Raw genomic sequence first — 14149 nt, 5'->3', positions numbered from 1 at the left:
ATCTTGCTTCGTTACCTTCCAGTTAAACGTAACCTTCACTACCTTGCTATGGGATTCGGTTTGACAGCTATGTTGACTGTTCTTTACTCAAACGTAACAAGTCTTGGTGGAGCAGTTGCTGGAATCATTGGCACTCTTCCTGCTGAAGTTGCTGAAAAAATTGGCTTTGTTAACAACTTCAAAGGATTGTCTATGATCGGTATCTCTATCGTAGGTATCTTCCTTGCGGTTGTTCACTTCAAGAACAGCCAAAAAGTTGCTGTAGCAGCACCTTCTACACCATCAGAAAGTGGGGAAATTGAAGATGACGAATTCTAATTACAAATTAACAAAAGAAGATTTTAATCAAATTAACAAACGTAGCTTGTTCACTTTCCAATTGGGATGGAACTACGAACGTATGCAAGCATCAGGTTACCTTTACATGATCTTGCCACAATTGCGTAAAATGTATGGAGATGGAACTCCTGAGTTGAAAGAAATGATGAAAGTTCATACTCAATTCTTCAACACTTCACCATTCTTCCACACAATTATCGCTGGTTTTGACCTTGCTATGGAAGAAAAAGATGGCGTTGGTTCAAAAGATGCGGTTAACGGTATCAAGACAGGTTTGATGGGACCATTCGCTCCTCTTGGAGATACTATCTTTGGTTCACTTGTACCTGCTATCATGGGATCTATCGCTGCAACAATGGCTATTGCTGGTCAACCTTGGGGTATCTTCCTTTGGATTGCAGTTGCAGTAGCGTATGACATCTTCCGTTGGAAACAGTTGGAATTTGCATACAAAGAAGGGGTTAACCTTATCAACAACATGCAAAGTACTTTGACAGCTTTGATTGAAGCTGCATCTGTACTTGGTGTATTCATGATGGGTGCTCTTGTAGCAACAATGATCAACTTTGAAATTTCATACAAATTACCAATCGGTGAAAAGATGATTGACTTCCAAGACATCTTGAACTCAATCTTCCCACGTTTGCTTCCAGCAATCTTCACTGCATTTATCTTCTGGTTGCTTGGTAAGAAAGGTATGAACTCTACAAAAGCTATCGGTATCATTATCGTGCTTGCCTTGGCTCTTTCTGCCTTTGGTAAATTTGCACTTGGAATGGGCGCATAATTTATGACTAAATCATTGATTTTAGTGAGCCACGGTCGTTTCTGTGAAGAACTTAAAGGTAGCACAGAGATGATTATGGGACCACAAGACAACATTCATGCGGTTGCTCTTCTTCCAGAAGATGGACCAGAAGAATTTACTGCAAAATTTGAAGCTGCTGTTGAAGGATTGGATGATTTCCTAGTCTTTGCGGATCTTCTTGGCGGAACTCCATGTAACGTGGTGAGCCGTCTGATTATGGAAGGTCGTGACATTGAACTGTATGCAGGAATGAACCTTCCGATGGTCATTGAATTTATCAATGCAAGCCTAACTGGAATGGATGCGGACTATAAGAGTCGTGCTTCAGAAAGCATTGTGAAAGTTAATGATTTATTGGCAAGCTTCGACGACGATGAAGATGAATAAGATGTGACTTAGAGCATCTTATATAGAATATACATGGGAATGGGAGTCACTCCCATTCCCATATTTTCAATAGGAATGAAACGACAATAGATTAGAGGAACTCTATGCTAAATTACACAAAAGAAGAATTACTTGAACTGGGTGCAGAAATCACGACTCGTGAAATCTACCAACAGCCTGATGTATGGAAAGAGGCTTTTGAAGCCTATCAAGCAAAACGTGAAGAAATTGCAGCCTTCCTACAAGGGATCGCTGATAAGCATGACTATATCAAGGTCATCTTGACGGGTGCTGGTACTTCTGCTTATGTGGGAGATACCTTGGTACCATACTTTAAGGAAGTCTATGATGAACGCAAATGGAATTTCAATGCCATTGCGACAACTGATATTGTTGCCAATCCAGAAACCTATCTGAAAAAAGATGTGGCGACTGTCCTTGTTTCCTTTGCTCGTAGTGGGAATTCACCTGAAAGTGTGGCGACGGTTGATTTGGCCAAAGCCTTGGTTGATGACCTCTATCAAGTGACCATTACATGTGCTGCAGATGGTAAATTGGCTCTTCAAGCTCATGGCGATGAGCGCAATCTTTTACTCTTGCAACCAGCTGCTTCCAATGACGCTGGATTTGCCATGACTTCTAGCTTTACGTCCATGATGCTAACAGCTCTCTTGGTTTTTGATCCTACAGAATTTGCTGTGAAAGCTGAACGTTTTGAAGTTGTGTCTAGCCTTGCGCGTAAAGTTCTAGAAAATGCAGCAGATGTTAAAGAACTGGTTGACCTCGACTTTAACCGTGTTATCTACCTAGGCGCTGGTCCTTTCTTTGGACTTGCTCATGAAGCTCAGCTCAAGATTTTGGAATTAACTGCTGGTCAAGTGGCGACCATGTATGAAAGCCCAGTTGGCTTCCGTCACGGTCCAAAATCATTGATCAATGAAGATACAGTTGTTTTGATCTTTGGCACAACGTCAGACTACACTCGCAAGTACGACTTGGACTTAGTTCGTGAAGTGGCTGGTGATCAGATTGCTCGTCGTGTTGTGCTCTTGAGTGATCAAGCCTTTGGTCTTGAAAATGTCAAAGAAGTGGCCCTTGGTTGTGGCGGTGTCTTGAACGATATTTACCGTGTCTTCCCTTACATCGTTTATGCCCAACTCTTTGCCCTTTTGACTTCGCTCAAGGTAAAAAACAAACCAGATACACCGTCTCCTACAGGTACAGTAAACCGTGTGGTACAAGGTGTTATCATTCATGACTATCAAAAATAAGGAAGTATCTATGAGTAAATTACAATTAAGTCCCAATAAAGTAGCTTGCTTGCAAAAACTCTCTGACGAGAATGGAATCATCTCAGCTCTTGCCTTTGACCAACGTGGTGCTTTGAAACGCCTTATGGCCCAATACCAAACAGAAGAGCCAACAGTGGCTCAAATGGAAGAACTCAAAGTCTTGGTAGCAGATGAATTAACAAAATACGCATCCTCTATGCTTCTTGACCCAGAGTATGGACTTCCAGCTACAAAAGCGCTTGCTCCAAATGCTGGTCTTCTCCTTGCTTATGAGAAAACAGGTTATGACACAACAAGCACCAAACGCTTGCCTGACTGCTTGGATGTTTGGTCTGCCAAACGCATCAAGGAACAAGGTGCAGATGCTGTCAAATTCTTGCTTTACTACGATGTAGACAGCTCTGACGAACTCAACCAAGAAAAACAAGCCTACATCGAACGTATCGGCTCTGAGTGTGTGGCGGAAGATATTCCATTCTTCCTTGAAATCTTGGCTTACGACGAAAAAATCGCTGACGCAGGTTCTGCAGAATACGCTAAAGTCAAACCACACAAGGTTATCGGTGCCATGAAGGTCTTCTCAGACCCACGTTTCAACATCGATGTCTTGAAAGTTGAAGTTCCAGTTAACGTCAAATACGTTGAAGGCTTTGGCGATGGTGAAATCGTGCATACACGCGAAGAAGCGGCAGCTTTCTTCAAAGCACAAGACGAAGCTACTAACTTGCCATACATCTACTTGAGCGCAGGTGTATCAGCCAAACTCTTCCAAGAAACACTTGTCTTTGCTCACGAATCAGGCGCAAACTTCAACGGTGTTCTTTGCGGCCGTGCAACTTGGGCTGGATCAGTTGAAGCCTACATCAAAGACGGTGAAGCAGCAGCTCGTGAATGGCTACGCACAACTGGTTTTGAGAACATTGATGAACTCAACAAAGTTCTCCAAACCACAGCGACTTCATGGAAAGAACGTGTAGAAGCATAAAAACAAGAATAGAAGAATCCCTTTTTGTTAAGAAGATACTTAAGGTTTTCTGACAAAGGATTTTGAAAATAAAAACTACAACCATAGATGGTAAATACACTCTCTATGGTTTGTTTACTTGAGAGAAATGGATCAAAGGAGAGAAGAATGAAAGCATACACAGAGCGTGTATTTGGAAATCATGAGGGCAAGGATGTCTTGGCCTATCGCTTTGAGACTGACAGTGGCTATCAACTAGAAATCATGACCTATGGTGCGACCATCTTGCGCTATGTCACACCTGACAAGGCTGGAAACTTTGCCAATGTTATCTTAGGATTTGATGATTTTGCTAGCTATGTAGGCAATAGTCCCAAGCATGGAGCAAGTGTAGGTCCTGTAGCAGGCCGTATTGCTGGAGCGACATTTGAACTCAATGGTCAGACCTATGACCTTGAAGTCAACAATGCTAGCAACTGTAACCACAGTGGTTCAACAGGTTGGGATTCCAGCTTGTTTGAATTGGTCGAAGTGAGCGACCATGGTTTGACTCTCTACACCGAGCGTACAGACGGGACCGGAGGATTTCCTGGTAATCTCAAGATTTGGATTAGCTACCACTTGGAAGAAACTGGCGCCTACGAAGTCAGCTATAAGGTGACGACAGATCAGGATACGCTTGTCAATCCAACTAATCACAGCTACTTCAATTTGTCTGGTGATTTCACGCAGACAGTTGACCGCCATGTCTTCCAATTAAATACGGAGGGCATTTACCCAATCGCTCCGGACGGTGTGCCAGCAAAAACTCCAGATGCTGATTGTGATGTGGTGAAACATATCTACAATGGTGCTTTGCTCAAGGATATTTTTGCAGAGGACGATGAGCAAATCCAGCTGGTATCTGGTTTGGATCACCCATTTGCTCTTCCTGCAGGTCATGACAATGCTGGTTTCCTTTATGACCAACACTCAGGTCGTTTCCTGCTTTTCAAGACAGAGGCTCCTTGCTTTGTGGTCTACTCAGCAAACTTTGTAGATGAGAGTGTCATCATAGCTGGTCAGCCAATGATTCAGCACAATGGGATTGCCCTTGAAGCGCAAGCTTTACCAGATGCCATTCACAGTGACCTCAAAGACCAAGTCATTCTCAAAGCAGGGCAAACCTTTACTAGCAAAACTCGCTACGAGCTTGTTGTTAAATAAAAAGAAGAGCTGGTTTCCAGCTCTTTTGAGTTGACTTCGTTGACATTTTATCTTAATAGTGTATAATTGATGTAATCTATAAAGTTACAACAAAAAGGAGACACCCTATGACTTATGCATACCAAAGCCACATTTACCTAGCGGAGGCTGTTTTAAATGTCAAGGACTTGACGAGTCAAACGGCTTTTTATCACCAGATTATTGGCTTGGAGATTTTATCCCAAACAGAGACAGAAGCGATTTTGGGACTCGGTCGAAAAGCCTTGGTTCACTTGATTCAGGCAGAAAAGGCTGGCGAAGTAAGGGAGCATTATGGGCTCTACCATTTGGCGATTTTGTTGCCGACACGAAAAGCCTTGGCAGATGTCTTGAAACACCTAAGTGACTTGCGGATTCCTCTGGTCGGAGGTGCAGATCATGGATACAGTGAGGCTATTTATCTAGAGGATTTGGAAGGAAATGGCATTGAACTCTACCGTGATAAGCCAGTATCTTCATGGGATATTCGAGAAGACGGCCGCATTATCGGTGTGACTGAAGCCCTTGCGGCACAGGACATCTATGAGTTAGGAGAAAAGGTGGATCCCTTTATCCTAGCTGAAGGGACGAGAATGGGGCATATTCATCTATCTGTGAAGGATAGTCGTGCGGCGAGCCAGTTTTATCAAAAGGTGTTAGGACTAGAAGATAAATTTAGCATTCCTAGTGCTAGTTGGATAGCGGCTGGTCAGTACCATCACCACCTGGCTGTCAACGAATGGGCTGGAAAAGGGTTGGCTCCGCGTGAGCAAGGCTTGTCAGGCTTGGCCTACTACGTCCTTGAGGTCGAAAGCAAGGAAGAACTCTTAGCTATCGTTCAGCAAGCACAAGAGCTAGAGGCACAGATCAAATGGCTACATTCGAGTGAGGTGGATCTTGTAGACCCAGATGGGATTGTGACTCGCATTCGCTTGGCACGATGAAACGAGGAAAACACATTATTTATTTTAGAGACATAGGAAAAGGCGGACAAGCTCGCATTCTGTTTTTAGAATGCGGACTTGTTTGCTTTTTTATGAAATGACGAAACCTTTCTTGGATCTAGCAAAGGTATCTGCCGGGGATATTTTCCCTTTTCTGGGGGTTCATGCTATAATACTAATAAACTTTTCTTTCTCTAGGAAGGCAAACACCCAAAATCGGCTAGAATGCTGGCAATCGTTGTCACGATGCTTTTAAGAGAAAGTAGGATTCTGTTTTGAGTTTAGGAAATGGTAATAAGATGGACACAAGTGTAAAAAATTTAATCAGTATGGGCCCTCTGGAGGACTATTTTATTTATTATGATCTGAGGAATCAAGTATTCTATGAAGTAAAACAAGGCATGAATTATTCAGCCATTGCAGCTCCTATTGCAGTCTTTTCCTTGCAACGGCTGTCGAAGTTGCTCAACCAAACCTTTGGAGATGTCTCCTCACCTTTCAATCTGCTTTTCTTTATCTTGATGTCTCTGTTTTTGATTTTCGGAACAATTCTTCTTGCCAAATCTACCCGACGTAACATGAAGACAGATAGATTTAGAAAAGTTCGGCTGACAAAAGCCAACATCAAAACCCTTAGGAGAAAATCTAGGGCGTTGACAGTAGTTGGCTACATTTTTGTTTTAATAACGATTTTTTCAGCCTATCGTTATCTGGCTGTTTCTGATTTTCAATTTTTAATTATGTACATGTTAGGGATTGGTATTCTTACATATATAGTTTATGATTTTCGGATGAAAACGCGCAAACGACTGTTCAAGGAGCTGATGGAGACATTACAGGACGGTAGCCGAGGGAAAGAGGGAGAAATGTAAGATGAGAAAAATCATTTATATAGGCCAAGGATGCCAGCAATCCGTCTACTATAACACAAAGACGAGAGAGGCTTTAGCGACAGAATCTAGCACCTCGTCAGAAACCGACGGTGCCATCAGTTCAAAGAAATCCAAGTGGCCTTGGGTTGTCTTCTTTATTTTCTTGCTAGTTGCTATCATCAGTATTTGGATTCGTTCCTTGATAGCACCCTTTAGATTGAGTGAGTGGATGGCACCTATCCATCTAGCCGCTATCCTTTTCGTTTTTATCGGAAGTGTTTATGGATTTGAAAAACTGTTCTACAGTGGGGCTAAGTCGCTTGTCCCAGCAAGTGAAGAGCAGTTTAAAGAAGCGGTTGAAAGTAGTAAATTTTGGAAAAAATCTCCGGATAAGGAACCAACAGTCGATAAAATCATCTTGTATCTATTTGTTATCCTCGTTCTTCTATTTGTTTTTGTTATTGTTGTGTTCTTTGCCATACCTGGAACCTTCATTCCCTACTATGAACATGAATGGTTTGAGCCCTCTATGTTCATGGTACCAATCGGAGCAACGATTGTCCCAGTTAGTGTCGTACTGCTCTTGTTCCAAAACAACCCAATCCGCTGGCTCTTAGCCGTACGAAAATACAAGCAGGGAAAAGTGATATTTAGGGAGAAGAAGAACTAGAAACATGAGAGAGACGCTATTACCATTACCAGTGGTTGGTGATGTTTTATCAACAACCTATGATAAAATTGAAGTTTCTGATTATAGTGATTGGTGGAAACTGTGGTGATTTTATATGAGAAAAATAATTTTTATTGGACAGAGCGGTGATAAGGCCGTTTACTATAATACGCGAACAAAAGAGGCTCTTGTAGCAGATAAGAGTGCCTTGTTAAATACAGAAGGGGCTAGGAGATCGAATAGGGGGATTGCTCCTTTAATTGCTATATTCTCTTTGTTAGGTTTACTCGGAGGATTTGTTGCAATACCAATTTTCTCAGGCCTTCGTTATAATAGTGGGATGGTTCCTATTTTTATTCTTTGTCTTTCCTTTATCCTATTTGGATTTATATGGATGATGGAAGTCGCCTTATATAAAGGAGTGAAACGAGTCCAAGGAGCAACAAAGAAAGAGTTTAAAGAAGCAGTTTATTCAAATTTGTTCTGGGAAAATTTTAGTGAGAAAAAAGCGACGTTTGCGAAAATGTTGGCTTTTATGATTGTCATGCTACTAGTTTTTATGACTACTATAGTAATATTTGCTGCTGCAATTCCGGGCACTATTGACTCATTCAATAAGCAAGAGGCATTTGATATACAAATCTTTTTCTCGCCTTTAGCAGGTCTCTTTCCTGCCTTGTTGTACCTTTTCTTATTCCAAAACAACCCTATCCGCTGGTTCTTAGCTGTGCGAAAATATGAACAGGGGAAAGTGATATTTAAGGAAGAGAAATAAGTGGGAGGATAAGATGAAAGAAAAGTATGTTGAGTTTTTAAATATGGCAGTTGTGGATACTAGTCCTATAAAGCGTTTTGATTATATAAGGGCTTTTGCAATGGAGATTGTTTTTACTTTACTAATATTTATAGTATCTATTTTTATAAAAGGTGAGATGCATGATGTGAGTATGATTATCTTTTACATTACTATTTATCATGCAGTAGCTTTATTGTCCATGTTCTTGCTATTCCAAAAATTTTCCAAATCAAAATTCTTGCAATTGATTCCAGCCAGTTCTATTTTGATTTCTCATGTTGAGTTTCTCTTCTGGGGATCTATATTTTTAGGGAAGAACTATTGGTCTGTCTTCACGATTTTAATTGGCCTAAGCCTTATTTTTCAGTTACTGACCTTTGTTTACCAGTTGTTAATTGTCCCTAAAGCTAAGAAATTACCACAGGGTGAGTATAGGAAGAATCTTTTATTTCTTCCTTCTGTTATTTGCCTATTGATTTCCGCTATTGTAGTAGTTATAGCACGTTTATTTACGTTGTCAGGAATATATGTAGTTTCTTCCCTCGTCGCAGGGAGCATAGCCTGCCTTCCCTTCTATTGGCTTGAGTATGCACGAGTATTCACCGGTTGGAAAAAGAAAAGCACGAATAACTTTATTTATAGAGGCACAATAAAATAAAATTAATTAGAGTGGCTAGTAGTACAGCTCATGCTAGGAGGATAAGATGAAGGAAAAATATTATGAATTTTTGAATATACTGATGACTGGTTATAAACCAGTAAGAAATTTAAATTTCTATCTTGCATTTTTATTCGAAATTCTATTTACTTCAGTAGTACTGATTGTTTCTATATTTACTAAGAATCAAATGCATAATCTTAGTATATTTTTGATTCATGTTACTATTGTCCATATGGTAATAGTACTGCTTGCATTTTTATTGTTTCAAAAATTTTCCGCTTCAAAATTATTACAATCAGTTCCGACGACTTCGTTTCTTTTTCTTCATTTTGAGTTTCTTTTTTTGAGCTCTATATTCTTTGGGGAACAGTATTTATCGATATTCTTTCTTTTCATTGGATTGAGCTTTGCTTTTCAAGTGATAAACTTTTTTTATCAAATATCAATTGTTCCAAAAGTAAAACAAATGCCAGATACTGAGCATAAGAAGAATTTGTTACACTTACCAACCCTTATTGTAACAGTAATGTCGGCGGTAATAGTAGTCATAACACGATTGTTTATGTTATCTGGAATCTATATTATCATCGGATTAGTAGGAATGAGTATTTCATGGAACTCGTTCTTTATTCTCGGATATACTCAAGTATTCACAGGTTGGAGAAAGAAAAGCACGAATAACATTATTTATAGAGGAGAAATAAAATGAAATTAATTAGAATAGATATCAGCAATATTGCTTATACAGAGAAAAAAGTTCCCATGGATTTTTTTCTAGATTTGATTGAAGGTTGTGAAAAATTATTATTTGAAACAGGGGTCTATAAAAATGGTCCGACAACGATTGAAACATGTTTGAGCACTTTTGGAAAGCCAGGAGAAGCCTCGTTTAAGGTCTATATTCCGACAAACATCCCAATTGAAGGAAATGATGAATTTCAATATCTAGAACATTTTACTATTAAGCAGTGTGTCTCTGATGTAACTCCATTTGATGAACATTTCCTTCCAAAAATTGAAGAAATGAAGCAATATATTCAAGATGAGGGGTTGGAAATGCAAGGAGATACCGTTTTTCTAGCGATATTGCCAATATTTGGGCAACACTTTGTTGAAATTAATATCCCAATTAAGGAGATTTCAGATGCTATTTAAAAACGTGGGAGAATACCAAGATATACAATATAGAAATGTTATCTCAAGGTATTATACAGTATCTCCAGAAGAGATGCCAGACACTTATAACGCTTTTTTAGACGAAGTAAGAAAAGCAGGATATACGCTTCGAGGACCTTTCTTTTATACGATTAATTCCAAGTTAGAAGAAAATCAAGATGTGTTGATGGAGCTGTTTATCCCAGTAGAAGAAGAGTATATTGAAGATGCTTTGCCAAAAGACTTTTTGTATCACAGTCTGTTTCAAGTTTTAAATACTGTTTCAACTAGAATTTTAGAACCAGATGATGAGTCAGTGAAAGAGGGAATAAGCTTCTTGGCGGGTTATATCTATTATCAGGGACATTGTGAGTTGACCCCTCCCTTCTTTTTTACCACAATCTCTGATGAGAAAGTCTATACAGATATTAAGGTAGGGGTGTTGAAGGAGTAAGTCGAATTTTTAATAAAGCTCACAAAAGAATAAAGAAAAGAGGGAATGATAATGTCACAAGAGAGATATTTGCAGATCAAAAAAGAGCATCAAGTTCGTAAGTTTGTGGGGCGTTTCCTCTTCATTCTTCTCGCTATCCTCGATGTTCTACTGGTATCAAGTCATTCCAATTATGTCCCGCTTATAACGGTGGCTATGGTAACGATTGTGCCTTTTAATCATTTTCTACTTGGTCCTCTTAGGAGACAGAAAAAAGCCATAGAAAAAGAGCATCCAGAATGGAAAATACTCAGTACAAAGGGAGTAAAGGTTCCTTCGACTGAAGCCAATAAAAGAACCTTGGCTGGTATTGGGATTTTGATGGCCTTGTTGTTGTCTTTTGGGCTATTCTATAAACCTGTGAAACAGCCGAACGTCCAAGTAAACAATCCGCCTAAGCTTGATTTTAACACGCCTGGAACGTCCAAGTCTTCTGAGTCTGAGTCGTCCAGTTCCTCTAAGACCAAAGAATCCAGTTCCTCAGAGCCGAAATCCTCGTCTTCGACTGAACAAAGTTCTAAAACCGAAAGTTCAGGAACAAAACCGTCAAAAAGCGAGTCCAATAATCCTTATTACCAGATTCCAGGACTTACTGACGAACAGGTGAGAGATATCATATCGAAATCTGTAAAAGATTTGAGAGAAAAACAGTCAAAAGAAAAATCCGAAGAGTAGACTCGAGGGCATCGATGTCCTTTCTGGATGAGTTAGTTTTAAGATTTTACTGTATAAAATAACAGGAGGAGTTCATATGAATAAAGAAGTAATTGGTTTGATAGTTGGGACAATCGTCATCTTCCTATCTTTTGTATTTGTGTGTGGGACCTTTCTCTATCTCTATCTTCGAGATCAGAAGTTGGTCCGTCTTGCCAAGTCATCCGTACAGGGAACGGTTATCGGCTATAGCCGTTTTCGTGAGGGGTATCCACCTATCGTCGAATACACGGTGGATGGGATTGCTTATAAGAAAACCTTGCAGTATTTTATGTTCAAAACGATCACAATTCCGTGGGGGACTACTAAATTTTTAAAGGACTATACAAGAGAAGATATGCTAGCGCCTTCGATCACTCGCTACAGCAACTCCTTTGTTTCCTTCAAACGCTTGATGCAGACCCATTTCCCCCTTCATTCGGAACTGACGGTCTGGTATGATCCAGACAAGCCGACCAGGGCCTATGTCGAACGTTACAGCGGAATGGACAAGTTTTACAAGTGGTTTGGTATCGGATTTGGGCTGGCTCTAGTTATAGTCTATGGGATAGTGATCCTAGCATTTTTGTCCAATTTGTCCAAGATATACGCATAAAGGTCAGTTGGTTGAAAGGAAACGTGACTTCCCATCGAGCTTCAAGGAGGACAGAGTTTCTTTTCCATTTCCGTGCTTATCAATCTTTTCTTTCTGATACAGAGAAAAGGTTGCCTCCTACAAATACAGACAGGAAGTGAATTTTGACAAAGCCCCTTATTCGAGATATAATGAAGAAAAAGTGACCAAGGATAAATTAATGACAAACTCAAAGTATATAACACGCCTGAAACGTTCAGAGGGTCAGTTGCGTGGGATTCAAAAGATGATTGAAGAAGATCGTGACTGCGCAGATATTGTTACGCAGTTGACAGCAGTGAAATCTAGCGTTGAGCGCGTGATTGAGATGATCATTACTGAAAATCTCACTGACTGTATCAACCAACCACTAGACGACCCCGAGGCTCAAAAGGAACGCCTAGAAAAGGCCATCCGATACCTGATTAAACGAAAATAAACTAATTTGCTATTGCTAAACAATGCAGACAAAGGCATTTAAGTCTATTTCGATAAAGAAATCATGTCGGCCAAACGGATGAGTCCCCCCGATACCAACGAGCAACCTCTTTTTAGATGCCGTCAATGTGCTTCTTTTTTAAAAGCGATGGGCTACGAGCCCTATATCAGCGGGTTGCAGAAATGAAAAAACCGATTAAGTTTCTTAATCGGTTTTTTGCTTATTCTACTTGACCGGGCCAAGCATTCATACCACCTTCTACATTGATAACGGTGAGGCCTTGGGCGCTTAGAAATTCACAAGCAGATGCGGAACGGACTCCACCTTGACAGATGACATGATATTCCTGGTCAGGTTTGAGTTCTTTGTAACCTTGCTCCAAGGTACTTAAAGGCAGATTTTTAGCACCTGGTGCATGTCCTGCTTGGAATTCATGCACTTCACGTACATCGATAAGATTTAGATTTTCATTTAGGTATTTTTCATAAAAGTCAGCCATGCTGATACTCGTTTCCATATTCGACTCCTTCTGGATTAGCCATTTTATATTGTGAATAAGCGCCATCAAGGTTTTGGACGGTAAATCCTGCCACTAGAGGATACGCTCTGTGATCTAGCTGCGCAAAACACTGTGGCAGTTAAGGATGTAGGTTTGGTTCTTGTCTGGTTCATCCAAGTTCTCCCATAGTTTGTTTAGGGGGATATGAATGGTATCGACCTTGGGTCGCCCCCCTGAAATTCGCCACTTATCCGTACATCTAGGGATTTTTGGCCCTTAGTCAGATCGTCTTTGAGCTGACACCATTGGATATTATCGCTCAGACCTTCGATAAGGTTCAAGGCTGTGTAGCCAATTATTTTATGCTTCTAGATGACCTTGCCTGTCCAAGCGCTCATACCGCCTCGGACATTGATGACATCGTAGCCTTTTTTCTTTAGCTTTTTCGCAGCTAGTTTGCTTCGCACACCAGAATGACAAATAACATAGAGTGTTTCTTTTGTCGCAGGTGTGTAAGAACCGATTTCCGTTAAAGGAACATTTTTTGCATTTTTGATATGGCCTCTACGGAATTCCATAGGCGTCCGAACATCCAGTAGCTGAATCGGTTCTCTGAGTTTAGCTTCTAACTCGCTGGTAGAAATACTGTCAATTTTTGTAAATAATAAGTGAAACATAGGCACCTCCACATATACCCTTATGGGGTATATTAAACCATGAAGTCAATCTTTTGTCAAGCAAGTTGTTTTGACTTGGAGGGGATTGGTTTTGAGAGTCTAGAAAGCAGGCTATTCTTGACCTTTCAAAGGCTTTTTGATATGATGAGTCCAAAGTAAGTGTGAGGTGATAAGATGACCAGCGAATACCAGAAAATGATAGCAGGGGAGCCTTACCGTCCGTCGGATCCAGAGTTGCGGGTCTTGGCGCAGGCTTCTCGCCAAAAACAGGCTGCCTTTAACAAGGAAGAAGATCCCTTGAAGGGAGCAGATATTATCAAGACTTGGTTTGGCTCAACTGGGGAAAATCTCTATGTCAATCCACGCTTGGTGGTCGATTATGGAGTCAATATCCATCTAGGGGAAAATTTTTATTCTAATTGGAACTTGACCATGCTGGATGTTTGTCCGATTCGCATCGGGAACAACGCCATGCTTGGCCCCAACTGTCAGTTTTTAACCCCACTCCATCCACTGGATCCGGATGAACGCAATTCAGGGGTCGAATACGGCAAGCCCATCACCATTGGAGATAATTTCTGGGCTGGAGGTGGCGTCATTGT

The 14149-nt window shown here is 40.5% G+C and carries 19 protein-coding genes and 2 pseudogenes; 18 read left to right on the top strand and 3 right to left on the bottom strand.

Annotation, left to right across the window (positions count from 1 at the left end):
- From GMD4S_RS05405 to GMD4S_RS05325, 17 genes and pseudogenes are all read left to right on the top strand, one after another.
- Nucleotides 1–318 (top strand): annotated as a pseudogene (locus tag GMD4S_RS05405) (PTS fructose transporter subunit IIC); the annotation flags it as partial.
- A complete protein-coding gene (locus GMD4S_RS05400; protein WP_000185293.1) occupies nt 305–1126 on the top strand; it encodes a PTS system mannose/fructose/sorbose family transporter subunit IID in 822 nt (273 codons plus the stop codon). The pseudogene GMD4S_RS05405 and the gene GMD4S_RS05400, both read left to right, overlap by 14 nt.
- 3 nt (nt 1127–1129) lie before the next feature.
- Nucleotides 1130–1534, top strand: coding sequence for a PTS sugar transporter subunit IIA (locus GMD4S_RS05395; RefSeq protein WP_000167445.1), 405 nt, complete (start codon nt 1130–1132; stop codon nt 1532–1534).
- Nucleotides 1535–1638: 104 nt separating this feature from the next.
- Nucleotides 1639–2805 carry an SIS domain-containing protein gene (locus GMD4S_RS05390; RefSeq protein WP_000936007.1) on the top strand — a complete coding sequence of 389 codons (1167 nt, stop codon included), beginning with the start codon at nt 1639–1641 and terminating at the stop codon, nt 2803–2805.
- A gap of 10 nt (nt 2806–2815) precedes the next feature.
- Nucleotides 2816–3811: a tagatose-bisphosphate aldolase gene (lacD, locus tag GMD4S_RS05385; protein WP_008289247.1), complete on the top strand. Its 996-nt coding sequence runs from the start codon at nt 2816–2818 to the stop codon at nt 3809–3811.
- Between the two features lie 147 nt (nt 3812–3958).
- Nucleotides 3959–4996 carry an aldose epimerase family protein gene (locus tag GMD4S_RS05380; RefSeq protein ID WP_000649405.1) on the top strand — a complete coding sequence of 346 codons (1038 nt, stop codon included), beginning with the start codon at nt 3959–3961 and terminating at the stop codon, nt 4994–4996.
- A 107-nt stretch (nt 4997–5103) separates the two neighbouring features.
- Nucleotides 5104–5958 (top strand): VOC family protein, encoded by an 855-nt coding sequence (locus GMD4S_RS05375; protein ID WP_000220444.1) that lies wholly within the window; start codon nt 5104–5106, stop codon nt 5956–5958.
- Between the two features lie 275 nt (nt 5959–6233).
- Nucleotides 6234–6830 (top strand): hypothetical protein, encoded by a 597-nt coding sequence (locus GMD4S_RS05370; protein WP_237739144.1) that lies wholly within the window; start codon nt 6234–6236, stop codon nt 6828–6830.
- Between the two features lies 1 nt (nt 6831).
- Nucleotides 6832–7500: a hypothetical protein gene (locus GMD4S_RS05365; protein ID WP_001226448.1), complete on the top strand. Its 669-nt coding sequence runs from the start codon at nt 6832–6834 to the stop codon at nt 7498–7500.
- A gap of 115 nt (nt 7501–7615) precedes the next feature.
- Complete coding sequence (locus tag GMD4S_RS05360) at nt 7616–8275, top strand: hypothetical protein (RefSeq protein ID WP_001226098.1); 660 nt, start codon at nt 7616–7618, stop codon at nt 8273–8275.
- A gap of 13 nt (nt 8276–8288) precedes the next feature.
- Nucleotides 8289–8954, top strand: coding sequence for a hypothetical protein (locus GMD4S_RS05355; protein ID WP_000660944.1), 666 nt, complete (start codon nt 8289–8291; stop codon nt 8952–8954).
- 46 nt (nt 8955–9000) lie between these two features.
- Nucleotides 9001–9666, top strand: a complete 666-nt coding sequence (locus GMD4S_RS05350; protein ID WP_000660947.1) for a hypothetical protein — start codon at nt 9001–9003, stop codon at nt 9664–9666.
- Nucleotides 9663–10112, top strand: a complete 450-nt coding sequence (locus GMD4S_RS05345; protein ID WP_000767351.1) for a hypothetical protein — start codon at nt 9663–9665, stop codon at nt 10110–10112. Before GMD4S_RS05350 ends, GMD4S_RS05345 begins: the two co-directional genes overlap by 4 nt.
- On the top strand, nt 10102–10566 hold the full coding sequence (locus GMD4S_RS05340; protein WP_000897912.1) for a DUF5085 family protein: 465 nt from the start codon (nt 10102–10104) through the stop codon (nt 10564–10566). Before GMD4S_RS05345 ends, GMD4S_RS05340 begins: the two co-directional genes overlap by 11 nt.
- Before the next feature lie 51 nt (nt 10567–10617).
- Complete coding sequence (locus GMD4S_RS05335) at nt 10618–11280, top strand: hypothetical protein (RefSeq protein ID WP_000076910.1); 663 nt, start codon at nt 10618–10620, stop codon at nt 11278–11280.
- Between the two features lie 76 nt (nt 11281–11356).
- Nucleotides 11357–11914, top strand: coding sequence for a DUF3592 domain-containing protein (locus tag GMD4S_RS05330; protein ID WP_001031652.1), 558 nt, complete (start codon nt 11357–11359; stop codon nt 11912–11914).
- Nucleotides 11915–12113: 199 nt separating this feature from the next.
- On the top strand, nt 12114–12371 hold the full coding sequence (locus GMD4S_RS05325) for a metal-sensitive transcriptional regulator (RefSeq protein WP_002880547.1): 258 nt from the start codon (nt 12114–12116) through the stop codon (nt 12369–12371).
- A 220-nt stretch (nt 12372–12591) separates the two neighbouring features.
- On the opposite strand, the gene GMD4S_RS05320 is transcribed toward GMD4S_RS05325, so the two are convergent.
- The 3 genes and pseudogenes from GMD4S_RS05320 to GMD4S_RS05315 all read right to left on the bottom strand — a co-directional run bounded on the left by GMD4S_RS05320 (nt 12592) and on the right by GMD4S_RS05315 (nt 13547).
- Nucleotides 12592–12888 (bottom strand): rhodanese-like domain-containing protein, encoded by a 297-nt coding sequence (locus tag GMD4S_RS05320; RefSeq protein WP_000450167.1) that lies wholly within the window; start codon nt 12886–12888, stop codon nt 12592–12594.
- Nucleotides 12863–13229 (bottom strand): annotated as a pseudogene (locus tag GMD4S_RS13910) (rhodanese-like domain-containing protein); the annotation flags it as partial. The pseudogene GMD4S_RS13910 and the gene GMD4S_RS05320, both read right to left, overlap by 26 nt.
- Before the next feature lie 9 nt (nt 13230–13238).
- Nucleotides 13239–13547: a rhodanese-like domain-containing protein gene (locus GMD4S_RS05315; protein ID WP_000468871.1), complete on the bottom strand. Its 309-nt coding sequence runs from the start codon at nt 13545–13547 to the stop codon at nt 13239–13241.
- 174 nt (nt 13548–13721) lie between these two features.
- On the opposite strand from GMD4S_RS05315, the gene GMD4S_RS05310 reads away from it, so the two are divergent.
- A partial coding sequence (locus GMD4S_RS05310; RefSeq protein ID WP_000200255.1) for a sugar O-acetyltransferase occupies nt 13722–14149 on the top strand: 428 nt, incomplete at its 3' end.

The sequence above is a fragment of the Streptococcus sp. GMD4S genome (assembly GCF_000296955.1).
Note: the sequence above shows the minus strand (reverse complement) of the source record. Positions and strands in the feature narration are given on the sequence as shown.